The 17069-nt window shown below is 65.3% G+C and carries 12 protein-coding genes; 8 read left to right on the top strand and 4 right to left on the bottom strand.

What is annotated here, in order from left to right; all coding sequences use genetic code 11:
• Window positions 1-391: 391 nt before the first annotated feature.
• The 4 genes from ABJO18_RS10070 to ABJO18_RS10055 all read right to left on the bottom strand — a co-directional run bounded on the left by ABJO18_RS10070 (window position 392) and on the right by ABJO18_RS10055 (window position 7082).
• Entirely contained in the window at window positions 392-1150 is a 759-nt protein-coding gene (locus tag ABJO18_RS10070) for a TIGR02186 family protein (RefSeq protein WP_348509595.1), read from the bottom strand.
• 1 nt (window position 1151) lies between these two features.
• Window positions 1152-2090: a sulfite exporter TauE/SafE family protein gene (locus ABJO18_RS10065; protein ID WP_348509594.1), complete on the bottom strand. Its 939-nt coding sequence runs from the start codon at window positions 2088-2090 to the stop codon at window positions 1152-1154.
• 7 nt (window positions 2091-2097) lie between these two features.
• Window positions 2098-5286 carry a peptidoglycan-binding protein gene (locus ABJO18_RS10060; protein ID WP_348515867.1) on the bottom strand — a complete coding sequence of 1063 codons (3189 nt, stop codon included), beginning with the start codon at window positions 5284-5286 and terminating at the stop codon, window positions 2098-2100.
• A 188-nt stretch (window positions 5287-5474) separates the two neighbouring features.
• Complete coding sequence (locus ABJO18_RS10055) at window positions 5475-7082, bottom strand: hypothetical protein (RefSeq protein ID WP_348515866.1); 1608 nt, start codon at window positions 7080-7082, stop codon at window positions 5475-5477.
• A 121-nt stretch (window positions 7083-7203) separates the two neighbouring features.
• Between ABJO18_RS10055 and ABJO18_RS10050 the strand changes: the two genes are divergently transcribed.
• The 8 genes from ABJO18_RS10050 to ABJO18_RS10015 all read left to right on the top strand — a co-directional run bounded on the left by ABJO18_RS10050 (window position 7204) and on the right by ABJO18_RS10015 (window position 17068).
• A complete protein-coding gene (locus ABJO18_RS10050) occupies window positions 7204-7686 on the top strand; it encodes a MerR family DNA-binding transcriptional regulator (RefSeq protein WP_271186473.1) in 483 nt (160 codons plus the stop codon).
• Window positions 7687-7741: 55 nt separating this feature from the next.
• Complete coding sequence (locus tag ABJO18_RS10045; protein WP_348506837.1) at window positions 7742-9532, top strand: acyl-CoA dehydrogenase C-terminal domain-containing protein; 1791 nt, start codon at window positions 7742-7744, stop codon at window positions 9530-9532.
• 114 nt (window positions 9533-9646) lie between these two features.
• On the top strand, window positions 9647-10813 hold the full coding sequence (locus tag ABJO18_RS10040; protein WP_348506836.1) for an acyl-CoA dehydrogenase family protein: 1167 nt from the start codon (window positions 9647-9649) through the stop codon (window positions 10811-10813).
• Between the two features lie 13 nt (window positions 10814-10826).
• Complete coding sequence (locus tag ABJO18_RS10035; protein WP_348506835.1) at window positions 10827-11414, top strand: hypothetical protein; 588 nt, start codon at window positions 10827-10829, stop codon at window positions 11412-11414.
• Window positions 11414-12022, top strand: a complete 609-nt coding sequence (locus tag ABJO18_RS10030) for an FMN-binding negative transcriptional regulator (protein ID WP_348506834.1) — start codon at window positions 11414-11416, stop codon at window positions 12020-12022. The genes ABJO18_RS10035 and ABJO18_RS10030 overlap by 1 nt, the downstream gene beginning before the upstream one ends.
• 218 nt (window positions 12023-12240) lie before the next feature.
• The gene (locus ABJO18_RS10025; RefSeq protein ID WP_348506833.1) at window positions 12241-13446 is read left to right on the top strand and encodes an acetyl-CoA C-acetyltransferase; all 1206 of its coding nucleotides are present in this window, start codon (window positions 12241-12243) and stop codon (window positions 13444-13446) included.
• Between the two features lie 334 nt (window positions 13447-13780).
• A complete protein-coding gene (locus ABJO18_RS10020) occupies window positions 13781-15988 on the top strand; it encodes a 3-hydroxyacyl-CoA dehydrogenase NAD-binding domain-containing protein (protein ID WP_348506832.1) in 2208 nt (735 codons plus the stop codon).
• A gap of 858 nt (window positions 15989-16846) precedes the next feature.
• Window positions 16847-17068 (top strand): hypothetical protein, encoded by a 222-nt coding sequence (locus ABJO18_RS10015; RefSeq protein ID WP_348506831.1) that lies wholly within the window; start codon window positions 16847-16849, stop codon window positions 17066-17068.
• Window position 17069 lies beyond the last annotated feature (1 nt).

The raw sequence follows: 17069 nt of genomic DNA, 5'->3' as shown, positions 1-17069 counted from the left end.
TCAAATCCGGACACGATGTCCGCCGTGCATCCCGCACCCCTCTCATCGCTCCAGGCGCACAGCGCCGTGGAGGGTTTCGTGCTTCCTCATCTGCAAACACACACGATTTTTCCCGGAAGCGCGCAGCGCTGTCCGGGACCGGCTGGACGCGGCTCACGCTTCACGCAGCAAAGCAGATCCCGGATCTGCAGCCTGCCTGCGCAGGCTGAAGCCTGCGCCCGCGAAAGCGGGTGGCCGGGAAAAATGGAAGAGGTTGAAATGCGCACGTCCGCTTTCCCCGGACCTGTTCCGGGACCTGGCGGCGTTTCAGGAGGAGGCTCAACCGGGCCCCGGCACAAGGCCGGGGGAAGCGGCGCGAGGTGGTGGAAGAAGAGAAAGTGCGTCTGCCCGCTTAGCGGCGGTTGAAGGCGAGATAGCCGGCATAGCCGGCGAGGACGGCCAGGACGACGCAGAACAGGCCGTACAGCCAGGGCCAGTCATGGGCAAACTCGTAGACGAAGCGTTCCAGGCCGGCCTTTTCCACGCGCAGGCTGGCCGAGCGGCTGGCCACGGCGCGGCCGTCGCGGAAGAGATAGACCTCGGCGACGTAATTGCCGACCGGCGTCAGGGGCGGCAGGGAGATGGTGGCGCGGAACAGGCCGCCATCGAGGACCTCCACGCCGCGCTGGGCTTCGGCGTAGAGATTGTTGCGGCTTCCGGCGCGGCCGATCGCGTCGAGATAGGGGCGGATATCGCGCTCTGTTTCCGCAGCGGTCGGCGCGGCGCGGATGGCGAGCGTGGCGGGCAGGCCGATGCCCGATCCGGCCAGACTCTCCGGCGTCGCGATTTCCTCCAGCGGCAGCGAGGTCGCGATGGCGTAATAGCTGGGGATGTTCTCGAATTCGAGCGGTGCGGAATTGACCCAGATGCCGAAATTGCGCTGCTTTTCCATCACCCGCAGATCGCGCGCCGGGCCGCGCAGCACGACGACGATCTCGTCCTGGATGGTCATGCCGCGTGTGGCGCCGTAGAGCACGAGTTCCTGGCCGGAGAAGTCCTCGCGGATCTCGACGGTCTCATGGGTCAGCGCCGCGACGATGCTGGGCGGTTCGCTGGTCAGGAGGGTGGGCTGGCCTTGCAGGGCGAGCGAGAAGAGGAGGGCGCCGATCATCTCACAGCCCCTCGCGCCCGTGCTGCATGACCTCGAACAGGTCGGCCGGCGTGACCACAAGATCCCAGCCCAGTTTCAGGCAGACCGCAAGGACCATGAAGGCCAGCAGGGCGCGCAATTCCTCGGCCTTCATGTGACGCCCGGCGCGGGCGCCGAACTGGGCGCCGACCACGCCGCCGACGGTGAGCAGCATCGCCAGGACGATATCGACTGTCTGGTTCTGGCCGGCCTGCAGAACGGTGGTCAGGGCGGTGACGAACAGGATCTGGAACAGCGAGGTGCCGACGACGACATTGGTCGGCATGCGCAGGATGTAGATCATCGCCGGCACCATCACGAAGCCGCCGCCCACGCCCATGATGGCGGCCAGGGTGCCGACCAGGACGCCGATGGCGACGGGCGGGATGACCGAGATGTAGAGGCCCGATGTCGGGAAGCGCATCTTGAAGGGCAGGCGGTCGATCCAGGTGCGGCGACGGCGGCCGCCACCGGTACCGGCGCGGCGGGCCCCGCCGGCATTGCGGCGCAGGATGGCGCGCACGCTTTCCAGGAACATCAGCCCGCCGATAATCCCCAGGAAGCCGACATAGGAGAGCGAGATGAAGAGGTCGATCTGGCCCAGGCTGCGCAGATAGGCGAACAGCTGGACGCCGAGGATCGAGCCGGCCGAGCCGCCGGCCAGCAGGAGGAGGCCCATCTTGAGGTCGAGCGTCTTGCGTTTCCAGTGGGCCAGGGCGCCGGAGGCGGAAGAGGCGCAGATCTGGTTGGCCTGGGTCGACACGGCGACGGCGGGCGGAATGCCGATGAAGAAGAGCAGCGGCGTCATCAGGAAGCCGCCGCCCACGCCGAACATGCCCGACAGGAACCCGACCCCGGTCCCGAGACCGAGCAGCACGAAGACGTTGACCGAAATTTCCGCGATCGGGAGGTAGATCTGCACCGCCGGACTAGCCCGCGGCCGCACGCTCGAGCCGTTCGATGAGAACAGCGTCGACACGTCCGGTGCGGGGCAGGCCTTGATCGGCTTCGAAAGCCATGATGGCGTCGCGGGTGCGGCCGCCCATCTCGCCATCGATCGGACCCGGCGCATAGCCGAGCACCGACAGGAAGCCCTGGGCGCGGCGGACCTGGGCGGTATCCGTGGTCACCGTGCGGTCCCAGGGCAGATTGTTGTAGAGCCCGTTGGCCTCGGCATCGAGCGGGCGCGGGGTGAAGCCGTCGGCCGTCGCCTGGGCTTCCGCCAGGGCCGCCGGGTCGAGCTGTTCGGATACGGCGCGGGCGCGTTCGCCGGCGGTCGGATCGCTGCCCGTCATCGAGGCGATCGTGAACCAGGCATAAGCGTCCGGCAGGCTCAGCGGCACGCCGTCGCCGGACTCGTAGAGCAGGGCAAGATTGAACTGGGAATCCCGCAGCCCAAGCAAGGCGGCCTCCTGGAACCAGCGCGCCGCGGTCTCGATATTCTCCGCAACGCCGGTGCCATAATAGTACATCACACCCAGATTGTGCATGGCGCGGCGATGGCCGGCATTGGCGGCGCGCTCGGTCCAGCGGCGGGCGTCTTCCAGATCCTGTTCGACGCCTTCGCCGGTTTCCAGCAGTTTGGCGTAGCGGTATTGGGCCGCCGGCACACCCTGTTCGGCGGCGCGGCGCAGCAGGATGGCGGCGGTTTCGGCGTCGCCGCTTTCCAGCGCCTGCAGGCCCAGCTGGTAGCGGGCGACGGGATGGCCTTCCGAGGCGGCGCTTTCCAGCGTCATCCGGCCGGTGGCGCTGCCCGTTGCCGGCGCGGCGGCCGGTTCCGGCGTGCTGACCGGTTCGCTGGCCGGCATGACGGTGCCGGATGCATCGGCAACCGCATTCGCCGGCGGCGTCGCCGGTTCACGTGTGGCGGCGGGCTCGCGGGCGGGCGGCTCGTTGGCGACAGGCGCTTCGGCCGGCGGCGTGACGGCTTCGGACGCGTCAGCGGTCTGGGTTCCGGCGGGCGGGGTGTCGGCCTGCTCCGGTCCCGTTGCAGTCGTGGCGGCACCGGCCTCGCTGGAGAAGCCGGCCTCGACCTGGGCGATGAAGTCGCGCTCGACCGCGGCATTGGCGGTCTCGCGTTCGCTGTCACCCTGCATCGCTTCCCAGACCAGGATCACACCGGCGCCGGTGAGCATGACCAGGGCGATCACGGGCAGGGCATAGAGCGCCAGCCGGCCCATGCGGGACTGGCGCTGCGGCGTGTCGGCGCCCGGGTGATAGGCGGTCGAGCGGGTGCGTTCGCGGGCGGCGGCGAGGAAGTCGGCATCGGCCGTGGCGCCCAGACGTCCGGACGGGCGCGGACGGCGGGCCGGCGGCTGTTGCGGCTGGACCGGAGCCGGCTGGGCAAGCACGGCGTCTGCCGGTGCAGTCTCGGCACGGGCGCGGCGGCGGCGCGGGCGTTCCGGCTGCGGCTCGGCCGGCCGCTGCGGGCGCGGTGCCGGCTGGGCATTCATCTCGGCCAGGAAAGGATCGTTTTCGCCATCGTCGAAGTCGCCGGCCGGCGTTTCGGCCTGCGGCGGCGGGCCGAGCGGCGTGTCGAAATCAATGTCCTCTTCTACCTCGTCAGCGCTGTCGGCGGGCGTATCGGCGGGGTCGGACTTGGGCGCCTGACGACCCTCGATGGCTTCGAGGCGGTCGGCGAGGGCAGACATTGCGCGCTGGACCGGGGAGAGGGCCTCTTCGGTCTCCGAGCGTACCGATGCCATGCGTTCCTGGACACTGCCCAGCGCATCCTCGATCCGCTTGGCCGTGCGCTCTTCGGACTGGCGCAGGCGGTCCTCGAGATCTTCCTCGCGGGCGGTGCGGTGGGTGTCGAACTTCTCGATCATCTCCGCCATGCGGTCGGTCGCCGTCTCGACGACCGTATTGGCGCGGCGTTCGGACTGCTCGATCCGGTCGGCCAGCGAACGGCCCAGACGGGTGACGTCCTCGCCCATCTGCTTGATTGCGTCGCGGCTTTCCTGGCGCACCGCGTCGAGGCGGCGGTCCAGCTTGCTCTCGGACTGGCTCTCGCGCAGGGCTTCGGCAGAGCGGCGCTCGCTCTCGCTGAGGCGGCGGTCGATGGCACCGGCCAGCTTGGTGATCTCGCGGCCCAGCCGGGACATGTTGTCGCCCTGGCGGCGCTCGGCCTCGTCCATCCGGGTCATCGCCCGGGTGAGGGCATCCTCAAGACGGTCGATGCGCGGCTCGGAGGCGGCACCGGACACGGCCTGGGCGACCTGGCTGCGGGTTTCGGCGATGATCCGCGCGACATCGTCGGACAGGCGTTCGAAACGGCGTTCCAGTTCGACCGTGTCGCCGGAATTGCGGGTCTCAAGATTCCGCATGCGATCGTCGAGACGGGCGACCGAGCTCTCCAGAGCACGCGCGGCGTCATTGGTGATGCGTTCGGCGCCCTCGACGCGGGCCTTCAGGGTCTCGGTGACGGTGCGCAGGCCGTTGATCGTGCGGGCGGTCTCGTCGTCGCGCTTGCGATTGCGGTCGACCGTGTCCTCGGCGCGCGCTTCCAGCCGGGCGAGGCGGGCTTCCAGCGTTTCGGAGACGGAGCGTGTGTCCTCGTCGACGGCGTGCAGCCGCGCGGCGGTATCGTTCTCGTGCTCATAGAGCCGGCGCGCCAGCTTCATGATGGTGGTCTCGACCGCGCGCACATCCTCGGTGGAACCGGAGCCCGGCGGCGTGGTTTCCAGAGAGCGGACGCGGTCGCCCAGCTCGTCCTGGCCCTTGCGGACGCGTTCCAGGCTTTCCTGGGCCGCGGCCAGCTCGGCGCTGTAGCGCTCGCCATTCTTGCTGATCTTGTCGGCCAGCTGGGTGATCGCCTTGTCGATGCCGGACAGGGTGCGGGCGGAGAGTTTTTCGGAGGATTCAACGCGCTCGGTAAGGCGGTTCACCATGGCGCGCAGCAGACGGTCATCCTCCTCGCTCAGGGCCGAGCCGCCGCCGAAGCCCGGATAGGCCTCCAGCGCATCGTCCCATTGCGGGTTGGACGGGTCGGAACCGTCAAGGATGACACGGTTGATCCATTCGCCCAGCGTCAGTCCCTCGCGACGCGCCGCGGTTTTGGCGCGCGCCCGGGCGCGGGGATCGATCCCTTTCACGCTCCAAGGACCACTGGACGACATTCCGAATCGCTCGCTCAAACCTAACCGCTCCACGCTATTCTGCGGTTAATATTGTGTAAACCGAAGCCCGGGACCCAAGATGTAGTGTTTCCACACCGAATCGCAGGCGTTGACCCACAAGCCAATTTCATGAGTCAACACAAGGCTCTGACTCGGTTAACGCGCCGTAAAATGTGTGGATTACCGTATTAACGCTGTTGGGCGGGACCGAAGAAACCGGGCGCAAGTGTCCGCAATTGTTCCTGCATTGCCGTCGCCTCCTGTGTGATGGGAAGCGGTCCGTCGGCGGGCAGGGCGCGGGCGAGGTCGAACAGCAGCCAGGCCGACTCGACATCGCCGGCCCCGGCGGCATACCGGCCGGCATGCCAGTAGGTCAGCGGGGCGTGGGGGTCATCCTCTGCGCTGTCGGCAAACAGGGCCATCGGATCGAGGTCGGTTGCGGCTTCGCCATCGGTCGTGCGCAGGGCGGCGACGGTCTGGGCGGCGAGTGCATGGGCGGCTGCACCGGCAAAGGCATCGCGGTGCAGATGGGTGCGGAAAGTATCCAGCGCGGCGGCCGGGTTCTCGCTCATTGCCGCCATCGCCGAGGACAGGGTCTCGAACTCGGCATTGCCGATGCCGGCGGCCGTGATCTGGCTGAAACGATTGCACAGCGGCCGGGGCGAACGGGGCTGGCAGGGGCCGGAATGGTGGCCGGACTGGTAGAGTGCGAGATAGGCGCCGGCCATGTCGGCGCGGCGCTGGGCGGCCTGGGATGCGGCGATGAAGGTGGAATCGGTCGGCCGGGCCGCGGCCGGTGCGCGCATGGCTTCGAGCCCCGCTGCGAGCAGGCGCGTCGTCGCCGGATTGGCGACCTCATAGCCTTCCGCCGGGGCGGGCGGGACGTTCTCGGGCCAGGGGAAGGCGGCTTCGCCCGTGCTGGCATTGAGCCGGGTCCAGGTCTCGCGCCGGCCCGCCGGGCTCGAAGGGCTGAACACGACAAAGCTGAAACGCTCCGGAATGCCGAATTCGGGATCGAGTGCGGCAAGGGCGTCGGGGTGGACCGCCAGGGCGTGGCGCATCCAGGCGCGGAACAGCTCGGCTTGTTCGCGCGTGCCGGTATTGTCGATGTCGAAGCCGAAAATCTCGCTGCCCAGCGCCGAGCGCCGCACGCCGGTATGGCCCTCGTCATCGATCTCGACCAGCAGGTCGACGCTGGACAGGCGCACCCCCATGGCGGCCTCGATCCAGAAGCGCTCGAACTGGATGCCGCCCGGACCGGTTACCTCGTTCAGCTCGCCGCCCTGGGTGTAGAAGGCGAATGTATTCATCTGGCGATGAACGTGAGCGACGATCGGCGTGTTGCGCATGACCGGGCCGTCCAAGGACTGGATCCGGGTGAGCGTGCGTCCGGTCGCGAAGTCCTGGATCGTGCGGTCCTCGCTCGATCCCGGCTCCGTCGCGTAGCCGTCGCCGATGACGATCTCGCGCTGTTCGGTCCCGATATCTTCGCCCTCGACCGAGACGGTCTCGACCCGCCAGCGGGTCCGGATCACGGCGTCGCTGCGATTGCCGCGGGCCTGGAGATAGTGTTCGCGATCCAGCCAGGGCCCCGCGATGGCGGCTTGCGCGGCGGCCGGGGCTTCGTTCGTGGCGGGAGACGTTGCCTCGTCCTGTTCCGCATCCGGATCGAGAATGGAAAAGCCCGGGTCCGGCTGGGTTTCACCGGCCTGCAGCGCCAGCCCGGGCTGGGCGGCGGCGAGCAGGGTGGACAGGGCCCCGAGGGCATACGCGAAAGAACGGTCAAGGATCGGCATGGTGCGACTTTGCCGTGAGTGGCGCCGCGATGGAAGGGCAAAGGCGGGTCTGCCACAGAATTGCCCGATGTCACAGATTTGACGTTGACGTTCGCGTAAGTTTGTGAACACCATTCACTCCATGGTCAAACCGGTCGCTCCCGATTCCGAATTCACCATCCGCGAGCTCGCTCACGAGTTCGGCGTGACCCCGCGCACCCTGCGCTTTTACGAACAGAAAGGGATGATCAATCCGGATCGTCGCGGCGCGGCGCGGATCTATTCCGCCGCCGACCGGGCCCGGGTCGAACTCATCCTGCGCGGCAAGCGCGTCGGCTTCGCCCTCGACGAGATCAAGGAAATCCTCGATCTCGAGGCGATCGACCGCGGCGGCCGCGAGCGCCTTGAGCCGGCGATCGACCGCTTTGTCGGCCGTATCGAAGTGCTCAAGCGCCAGCGCGAGGATGTCGAGCGCGCCATCGCCGAACTCCAGGCTGGCCTCGACTGGATGCGCGAGCGCCTGGAAGACCGTACGCCGCCGGACGATGTCCGCCGCCGAGCCCGCGCCTTCGAGGCGCTGGCCCAGGCGCGCCTCGACCCCTGGTCGGGGGTGAGCGCCGGCTGACCCGAACAACAACCCGTTCCGAGAACCTCATAACGCCCCTTCGGAGACCTTATCCATGACTGCCTCCTACCGCGCCCCGGTCCGTGACCAGCGTTTTGTCCTGCACGACGTGCTCGATATCGCCCAGTATTCCAGCCTGCCCGGCTTCGCCGATGCCGACACCGACACGGTCGACGCCATCCTCGAGGAAGGGGCCAAGTTCACCGAGGGCGTGCTTGCGCCGCTCAACAAGGTCGGCGATGTGGAAGGCTGTACGCGCGATGCCGACGGCAATGTGAAAACGCCGACCGGTTTCAAGGATGCGTTCAAGCAGATGGCCGAAGGCGGCTGGACGGCCCTGTCGTCTGATCCGGAATATGGCGGGCAGGGCCTGCCGCACGTGCTGAACCTGGCCGTCAACGAGATGGTGTCGTCGGCCAATATGGCGTTCGGCATGTATCCGGGTCTCACTCTGGGCGCCGCCGCCGCGCTGGCCGCCGCCGGCACGGACGAGCAGAAACGGCTCTATTTGCCCAAGATGATCTCCTGCCAGTGGGGCGGGACGATGAACCTGACCGAGCCGCATTGCGGCACCGATCTGGGCCTTCTGCGCACCAAGGCCGTGCCGCAGGCCGATGGGTCCTACAAGATCACCGGCCAGAAGATCTGGATCTCCTCCGGCGAGCACGACATGGCTGAGAATATCGTCCATCTCGTCCTGGCCCGTATCGAGGGCGCGCCGGACGGCGTGAAGGGCATCTCGCTCTTCGTCGTGCCGAAATTCATCCCGGACGAAAACGGCGATCCCGGCGAGCGCAACACGCTGAAGTGCGGCGGCCTGGAAGAGAAGATGGGCATTCATGGCAATGCCACCTGCGTCATGGACTATGACGAGGCGACCGGCTGGCTCGTGGGCGAGGAGAACAAGGGCCTGAAAGTCATGTTTATCATGATGAACGAAGCCCGGCTCGGTGTCGGCCTGCAGGGCTATGCCATTGCCGAAGCCGCCTATCAGCAATCCCTCGCCTTCGCGAAGGATCGCCTGCAGGGCCGCTCCCTGACCGGTCCGAAGAACCAGGACGGCCCGGCCGATCCGATCATTGTGCACCCGGATGTGCGCCGCATGCTGATGGACCAGAAATGCTTTGTGGAAGGCGCGCGCTGCTTTGCGCTGTGGACCGCGCTGCAGGGCGATCTGGAAGAGAAGTCCGACGATCCGGCCGTGCGCGAAAAGGCCGGCGATTACATGGCGCTGCTGACCCCGATCGTGAAGTCCTACCTCACCGGCAAGGGCTATGACATGGTCTCCAACGGCCTGCAGGTGCATGGCGGCTCCGGCTTCACCGAGGAGTGGGGCGCGTCCCAGCTGCTGCGCGATGCCCGCATCACCATGATCTATGAAGGCACGAACGGTATCCAGGCGCTCGACCTGGTCGGCCGCAAGCTGGCGATGAACGGCATGCGCCCGATCACCTCCTTCTTTGCCGAGATCGATGCCTTCGTCGCCGAAGGCGGCAATGACGAGACGCAGGCTTTCGTCGATGCCGTTGCCGGCTGCAAGGGCAAGCTGAAGCAGGCCACCGACTGGCTGATGAATAATGCGCTGAACAATTTCGATCATGCCGGCGCAGGCAGCCACGACTATCTCAACCTCTTCGGCCTGACCTGCCTGGCCTATATGTGGGCCCGCATGGCCAAGACGGCTTCGGCGAAGATCGCGGCGGGCGACACCGATCCGATCTATGCCGCCAAGCTGAAGACCGGCCGCTATTTCCTCGACCGCTGGGTCCCGGAAGCGGCGATGCACCTGGCCAAGGTCGAAGCCGGCGCCGACACGATGATGGCGCTGGAAGAAGAGGCCTTCTAGGCAAACGGCTGACCGGGCGGGACCGTTCGTGAAGAAACGGCCCGCCTGTCGCGCCGCCGATACGCGGCGCCGGCATACAACAAGCACAAGAATGACCCCTGGGGAGGATGGTTGATGTTTCAGGACCCGCTCAACGTACCGCGGCCGGATTTTCTCGAACGCGAGGATGTACGCATTTTCGAGGATGCCGTGCGCGGCTTCATGGCGCGCGAATGCGTGCCCAATGCCGAGGCCTGGGAAAAGGCCGGCATGGTCGATCGCGCGATCTGGACCAAGGCCGGCGAGGCCGGGATCCTGTGTCCGTCCGTGCCCGAGGAATATGGTGGGGCCGGCGGCGACTGGGGCCATGAATACGTCTTCCACACGGCGGGGGCAGAAGTGGGCGCGTCCGGCTGGGGCGTCGGCCTGCACAACTCCATCATTGCGCCCTACGTCATCCATTACGGTTCGCACGAACAGAAAACCTCCATCCTGCCGCGCATGGTCTCCGGCGAGCTGATCGGTGCCATCGCAATGAGCGAGCCGGGCACGGGCTCGGACCTGCAGAACGTCAAGACGACCGCCGTCAAGGACGGCAATGGCTACCGTATCAACGGCTCCAAGACCTTCATCACCAATGGCGGCTCGGCGAATTTCGTGATCGTTGTCGCCAAGACCGACCCGAACAAGGGGTTCGACGGTGTCTCGCTCTTCATGGTCGAGACCGACAAGGTCGAGGGTTTCAAGCGCGGCCGCCTCCTGGACAAGGTCGGCATGAAGGCCCAGGACACGGCCGAGCTCTTCTTCGAGGACATGTGGGTGCCGGCGGACGCCCTGCTGGGCCCGGAAGAGGGGCAGGGCTTCATCCAGCTGATGCAGCAATTGCCGCAGGAGCGCCTGCAGATCGCGGTGCAGGGCGTCGGCGCCATGAAGCGCGCGCTCCATGAGACGATCAATTACGTCAAGGAACGCGAGGCTTTCGGCCGGCCGGTGCTGAAATTCCAGAACACCCAGTTCAAGCTCGCCGAATGCAAGACCAAGGCGACCCTCGCCGAGGTCTTCGTCCACCATTGTTCCGAACGCCTGATGAAGGGCGAGCTGGATGCCGCCACCGCCTCGATGGCCAAATACTGGGTCTCCGATGCCCAGAACGAGGTGATCGATGAATGCGTGCAGCTGCACGGCGGCTATGGCTACATGAATGAATACCCCATCGCCCGCATGTGGCGCGACAGCCGCGTCCAGCGCATCTATGGCGGCACCAACGAGATCATGAAACTGCTGATCGCGAGGACGCTGTAGGTATGGAAGCGCCATGATGTTTGGTCTCTCCCGAAACCAGTGGAGCTCCTTCGCCGCCGGGATGTCGCCGGTTGCTCTCGTTGCAGCTGTCGACCAGATGGTCGCGCTTTTCTTTTCAAGGCTGGCGACTCAATCGGCGAACACTCGCTCGTCTTCGGGCGGATTCGAGCCGGTGGATTTGGGAAGTTTGGGCAATCCGCAAGAGATCGGCATTTCGGCACAGGACTACTTTCCCCTCGCCGATGTCATGGTGCTTCAGGGTGGATTCACGCGCTGGGGCAGTGCTTCGCCGAACTTCTGGTCTCATGGTGAGACGATAGCGATCATCGTCCATCTCTTGATTGTCGCTTGCGCCGTATGGGGCTGTGGCCGTGCTCTTGATGCCTGGAAAGCGCCCGCGGCGTTCGTTGCCGGATTTGCAACGCTGACCTTGTTGCCTGCCTTGGCGGGGAGTATCGCATTTATTGGCATTTTGCGCTTTGACGCCGAGATGACGGCTATTCAAGTTGCTTCTGGGGCTCTGCCGACACTGGTCGCGGCGCTCATCGTTTATGGCCTGATCCGAAGCAAAGGCAGATTGTCTGCGCCGGAGTCCGTCTGATGTACATCCCGCCCGCCTTCCGCATGACCGATGAGTCCGAGATGCGCTCGGTGATGCGCACCTATGACTTTGCGCTGATGCTGGTGCCGGGCATGCCGGACCTGGCGGCGACGCACATACCGCTCAAACTGGCCGATGAGCGCCAGGTGCTGATCGGCCATGTCGCGGCGGCCAATCCGATGGCCGAGGCGATCCGCCAGGGCAGGGAGGCGATCGCCGTCTTCTCCGGCCCGCACGCCTATGTCTCGCCGACCTGGTACGCCAACCCGTCGGTCAATGTACCGACCTGGAATTATGTCGCGGTGCACGCTTTCGGAACCCTGGTGCCGCTGGACGGCGAGGAGGCCGAGCGTTCGCTGTCCTCGCAGATCGCCGATTTCGAGGCGGAGTGGCGGATCACCGATATCGATCCCAAGCGCCGGGCCCGCCTCGAGGCCGGCATCCAGGCCTTCGAGTTCGAGATCAACCGCCTGGAGGGCAAGGCCAAGCTCTCCCAGAACAAGCCGGTCGAGGAGCGCCTGCGTCTGGCCCACGCCCTCAACGAACGCGGCGAACACGCCGTCGCCTTCCACATGGTCGAAGACCAGGAGGACGATGAGGATGAGTAGCGAATGGAATTCATCCTTCCCCTTGATGGGGAAGGTGGGCCGGCGCGTAGCGCCGGGTCGGAAGGGGTGAAGCCCGGTGACGAAGAACAAGCAAATACCTCGCCCCCACCCCCTCCACCACGGCTGCGCCGTGGTCCCCCTCCCCCATCGAGGGAGAGGACGGAAGTGCGTCCAGAGTCGATAAAGGAAACCAGCCCGCAAAGGGAAAGGAAGCCAAGATGACCGAAGCCTATATCTACGACGCCACGCGAACGCCGCGGGGCAAGAAGAAAAACGGAGCGCTCAACGAGATCACCGCGCTGCAGCTGGCCACCCAGCAGCTCGAGGCGATCCGTGACCGCAACAATCTCGACACCTCCCTGGTCGACGATGTGATCATGGGCGTTGTCTCGCCGGTGGGTGAGCAGGGCGCGAACATCTCGCGTTCGGCCGTGATCAACGCCAACTATGCCGAGACGACCGCCGGCTACCAGATCAACCGGTTCTGCGCCTCGGGCCTGGAAGCGGTGAATGTCGCCGCGGCCAAGGTGATGTCCGGCGAGGCCGATTTCGCCATTGGCGGCGGCGTGGAAGCCATGTCGCGCGTGCCGATGGGTTCGGATGGCGGTGCGATGGGCTCCGACCCGGAAATCTCATTCGACCATTATATCGTGCCGCAGGGCGTCTCGGCCGACCTGATCGCCACCAAGTACGGTTTCTCCCGCGACGATGTCGATGCCTATGCGGTGGAAAGCCAGAAGCGCGCCGCCCGCGCCTGGGCCGAGAAGCGGTTCGCCAAATCGGTCGTGCCGGTAAAGGACCAGCTCGGTGTCACCATTCTCGACCATGACGAGCACATGCGTCCGGACACCGACATGCAGGGCCTGGGCTCGCTGAAGTCGGCCTTCAAGGACCTGTCCGATTTCGTCGGCTTCGAAGCGGTCGCCACCCAGCGCTATCCGGAAGTGGAATACCTCAACTGGGTCCACACGGGCGGCAATTCCTCCGGCATCGTCGACGGCTCCGGCATGGTGCTGGTCGGCTCGAAGGAAGCCGGCGAGAGAGCGGGCCTCAAGCCGCGCGCCCGCATCCGCGCCATGGCGTCGATCGGTTCGGAACCGACCATCATGCTGACCGGCCCGGTCCCGGTGACCGAGAAAGTGCTCAAGAAAGCCGGCATGAACGCGTCGGACATCGACCTGTGGGAGCTGAACGAGGCTTTCGCCGCCGTCGTGCTGCGCCTGATGCAGGCCTATGAGATCGACCATTCCAAGATGAATGTGAATGGCGGCGCCATTGCCATGGGTCACCCGCTGGGGGCCACCGGCGCGATGATCCTGGGCACCGTGCTCGACGAGCTGGAACGCTCCGGCAAGTCCACCGCGCTGACCACGCTCTGTGTCGGCGGCGGCATGGGCACCGCGACGATCATCGAGCGGGTGTAGGTGCGATGCGACCTAACGTACTCGCGATATGCTGCCTGACGGTCGTTCTGTTTGCTTGCGGTAACCAAGAAGAGCGAGCGGAGATGAGCGTAGAGGAGCAATATCCTGGGCCTTGGGTCGCACACGCATCAGCCGAAATTTCAATTGCACTTGCACAAAACAGAATCCGAGGATGTGGCGAGTTCAACTATAGGCGTCGTTTTGATGGCAGCACGGAATACCTGGTTCGGTGCACCAGAGATGGCGAGCGTTGGGTTGGTTATATCGTTTGGACGTCAAGCAAGGATGTCCAAGGGCCATTCGTTCTTGGTTCTGAGCTAGAGGACTAGCAAAGATGAAAAACTTCACACTGGAAACCGATAAAGACGGCATTGCCCTGGTCACGTTCGACAGTCCGGGCAAGTCGATGAATGTCATCTCCGCCGATGTCATGGACGACTTCGACGCACTGACGAAGACCATCATCGAGGACGACAACATCAAGGGTGTCGTCATCACCTCCGGCAAGGACGCGTTCTGCGCCGGCGCCGACCTGTCCGAGCTGGGCGGGGCGAATGACGCGCTGGCCAAGCTGCCGGAAGAGGAGATGAAGCAGAAACTGTTCGAACAGTGCTTCCGTCTCAACAAGACCTTCCGCGCGCTGGAAACCTGCGGCAAGCCGATTGCTGCGGCGATCAACGGCCTTGCCCTTGGCGGCGGGTTCGAGATCGCGCTGGCCTGCCATTACCGGGTCATGCCGTCCGACAATCCCAAGGCCAAGCTGGGCCTGCCGGAAGCCATGGTCGGCGTGCTGCCGGGCGGTGGCGGCACCCAGCGCCTGCCGCGTCTGGTCGGCGTGATGAATGCCGCGCCGGTGCTGCTGCAGGGCCAGCAGCTCGATGCGGCCAAGGCCCAGGGCCTGGGCATTGCCGATGCCGTCGTACCGCTGGCCGAGCTGGTCGCGAAGGCCAAGGAGATCGTCAAGGAAGACCCCAAGGGGGCGAAACAGCCCTGGGATGGCGACAAGTTCAAATTCCCAGGCGGCGGCCCCTACCATCCGGCCGGCGCCCAGGTCTTCGGTGCCGCGTCGCCGATGCTGCGCAAGAACACCTACGGCAACTATCCCGCCCAGCGCTATATCCTGTCCTGCGTCTATGAAGGTTCCCAGGTCTCCATGGACCAGGCGATCCGCATCGAGAGCCGGTATTTCACCAAGCTTTTGCTGCGCCCGGAAAGCCGCAACATGATCCGCTCGATCTTCCTGTCCAAGCAGGACCTGGACAAGGGCGGCCGCCGTCCGGCCAGCCAGTCCAAGGCGGATATCAAGAAGATCGCCATCATCGGCGCCGGCTTCATGGGTGCGGGCATCGCCACGGTCTCGGCCCAGGCGGGTATCGAGATCGTGCTGATCGACGCCACCCAGGAAGGCGCCGAAAAGGGCAAGAAGCACTGCACCGATCATTTCGAGAAAGGTGTCGCGCGCGGCAAGCTGACCCAGGACAAGGCCGACGCCCTGGCGGCCCTGATCACGCCGACCACCGACTACACCCTGATCAAGGATGTCGATCTGGTCGTCGAGGCGGTGTTCGAGAACTCCGAACTCAAGGCCAAGATCACCAAGATGGCTGAAGAGCAGATCGGCGAGACGGCCGTGTTCGGCTCGAACACCTCGTCCATTCCGATCACCGATCTGGCCAAGGCCTCGGCCCGTCCGGCCAATTTCATCGGCATCCACTTCTTCTCGCCGGTCGAGAAGATGAATCTGGTCGAGATCATCATGGGCGGCGAAACCGGCGATTATGCCCTGTCGCGTGCGATCGATTTCGTCACCAAGATCAAGAAGACGCCGATCGTCGTGGCCGATACGCGCGGCTTCTACGCCAATCGTTGCGTCATGCGCTATGTCGGCGAAGGCCTGAAAATGCTGGGCGAGGGCGTCAAGCCGGCGCTGATCGAGAATGCCGCCAAGATGGCCGGCATGCCGGTTGGTCCGCTCTCCCTGCAGGACGAGGTGGCGCTGGATCTCGGCGTGAAGCTGATCAAGCAGACAAAGGCCGATCTGGGCGACAAGTATCAGCCCAGCGGCACCGAGCCGATCCTGTTCAAGATGGTCGAGGACTATGACCGTCTGGGCCGCAAGAACGGCAAGGGCTTCTACGACTACCCGTCCGAGAAGGGCCAGCCGAAACGCCTCTGGCCGGAGCTGGAGCAGTTTGCGCCGGGCGGCCAGTATTCTGCCGAACAGCCGACGGCCGATGAGGTCAAGGACCGCATCCTCTACACCCAGGCGCTGGAAGCGGCGCGCTGCATGGAAGAGGAAATCGTCGCCGATCCGCGTGAAGCCGATGTCGGCTCGATCCTGGGCTGGGGCTTTGCGCCCTATACCGGCGGTACGCTGTCCTTCATCGACACGGTGGGCGCCAAGGCCTTCGTGAAGCGCGCCGAAGAACTCGAAGCCAGGTATGGCGACCAGTTCAAGGTGCCGGCTCTCCTCAAGGAGATGGCCGAGAAGGGCGAGACCTTCTACGGCCGCTTCGGCACCAAGGAAGCCGTAGCCGCCTAGGGCGCGACTGCATAAAGACTGTAGAAGCCGGTGCAATGCGAGTTGCGCCGGCTTTTCTTTGCCGCTATTCGGGGCGTGTTTTCGGGGTGTTGGAAGTTTTCACCAGGATTTCCACAGAAAGCGAAAGCCTTTCCACCGATTGTGCCGACTTGTCCACGAAACGAGGTGTTTCGTGCGTTGCCGGACCCGCGGTGTGGTGGTCTACTCAATCCATCGACAGCGACCGAAGCGGGCCTCCGGGCCCGGGGATCGCCGGAAAAGAAGGCTCCAGGGGAGACGGTCCGCAAGGACCGGCGACCGGACGAGCGGCCCCGGAACAGGCCCGAAAGGGCGGGTTCCCCCAGGCCAGGCCGAAAGCCAGGATCCGCAAGGACACCCAGCTCGACGCTCTTCCGCACCGGAGAGACTGATCCGCCTGCAAGGGCGGTGACCAGGAAGCCGCGATTACAGCCGACCCTCTCGGGGGTTCGCTGGCCCCGGTCCGCTGATCGGGGTGCGCTAAAGGACAGGGTGTCAAAACCCGACCGGAAGCAACACGGCCGCCCGCCTCCCTGCTCCTTGCGAGCCGGGGACGGGCGGTTGGTGCTTTTGGGCGAAGCGTTCTTGTCCCTGCAGTCCGGATTGGCCGGTCAAGATCCCTGCATAAAGCTTTTTTCGCCGAATTCCCCCTGCGAGGGAAATCCGGATGTCGCTTGCATAATCTATAAATCGCGCTCAACGCGCTGAATTGGTGCAAGAATCCCGGCCGTTAAGAGGCGTAAAAACAGGGTTAATACAATATTCGGTGCGTTAACCATGCGGGGCGTCACTATGCGCTCCAACAGGCGCTTGGGGCGTTGCGGGGCAGGACTACACCCGATGTTGCAGAGAACCGAATATCACTGGCCGTCACGGATGCGCTCCGTCGCATTCGCGATCTGGGCTGTTGCCTTCGCGTTGACCGGCGCACTCGGCTGGGCGGCGTGGAACAGCTACCGGACCGCGTCCGAGACTGCGGACTATGTCGCGTGGCGGCAGGAGGCCGGGCTGGTGGTTCCGGTGCTCAAGACGATCATCAAGGACAGCGAAACAGTTCGCTGAA

Source organism: Maricaulis sp. (assembly GCF_039978735.1).
In the GTDB taxonomy this organism is placed as follows: Bacteria; Pseudomonadota; Alphaproteobacteria; order Caulobacterales; family Maricaulaceae; genus Maricaulis.
The sequence above is the reverse complement of the archived record's forward strand: the minus strand, read 5'-3'. Positions and strand labels throughout refer to the sequence as shown.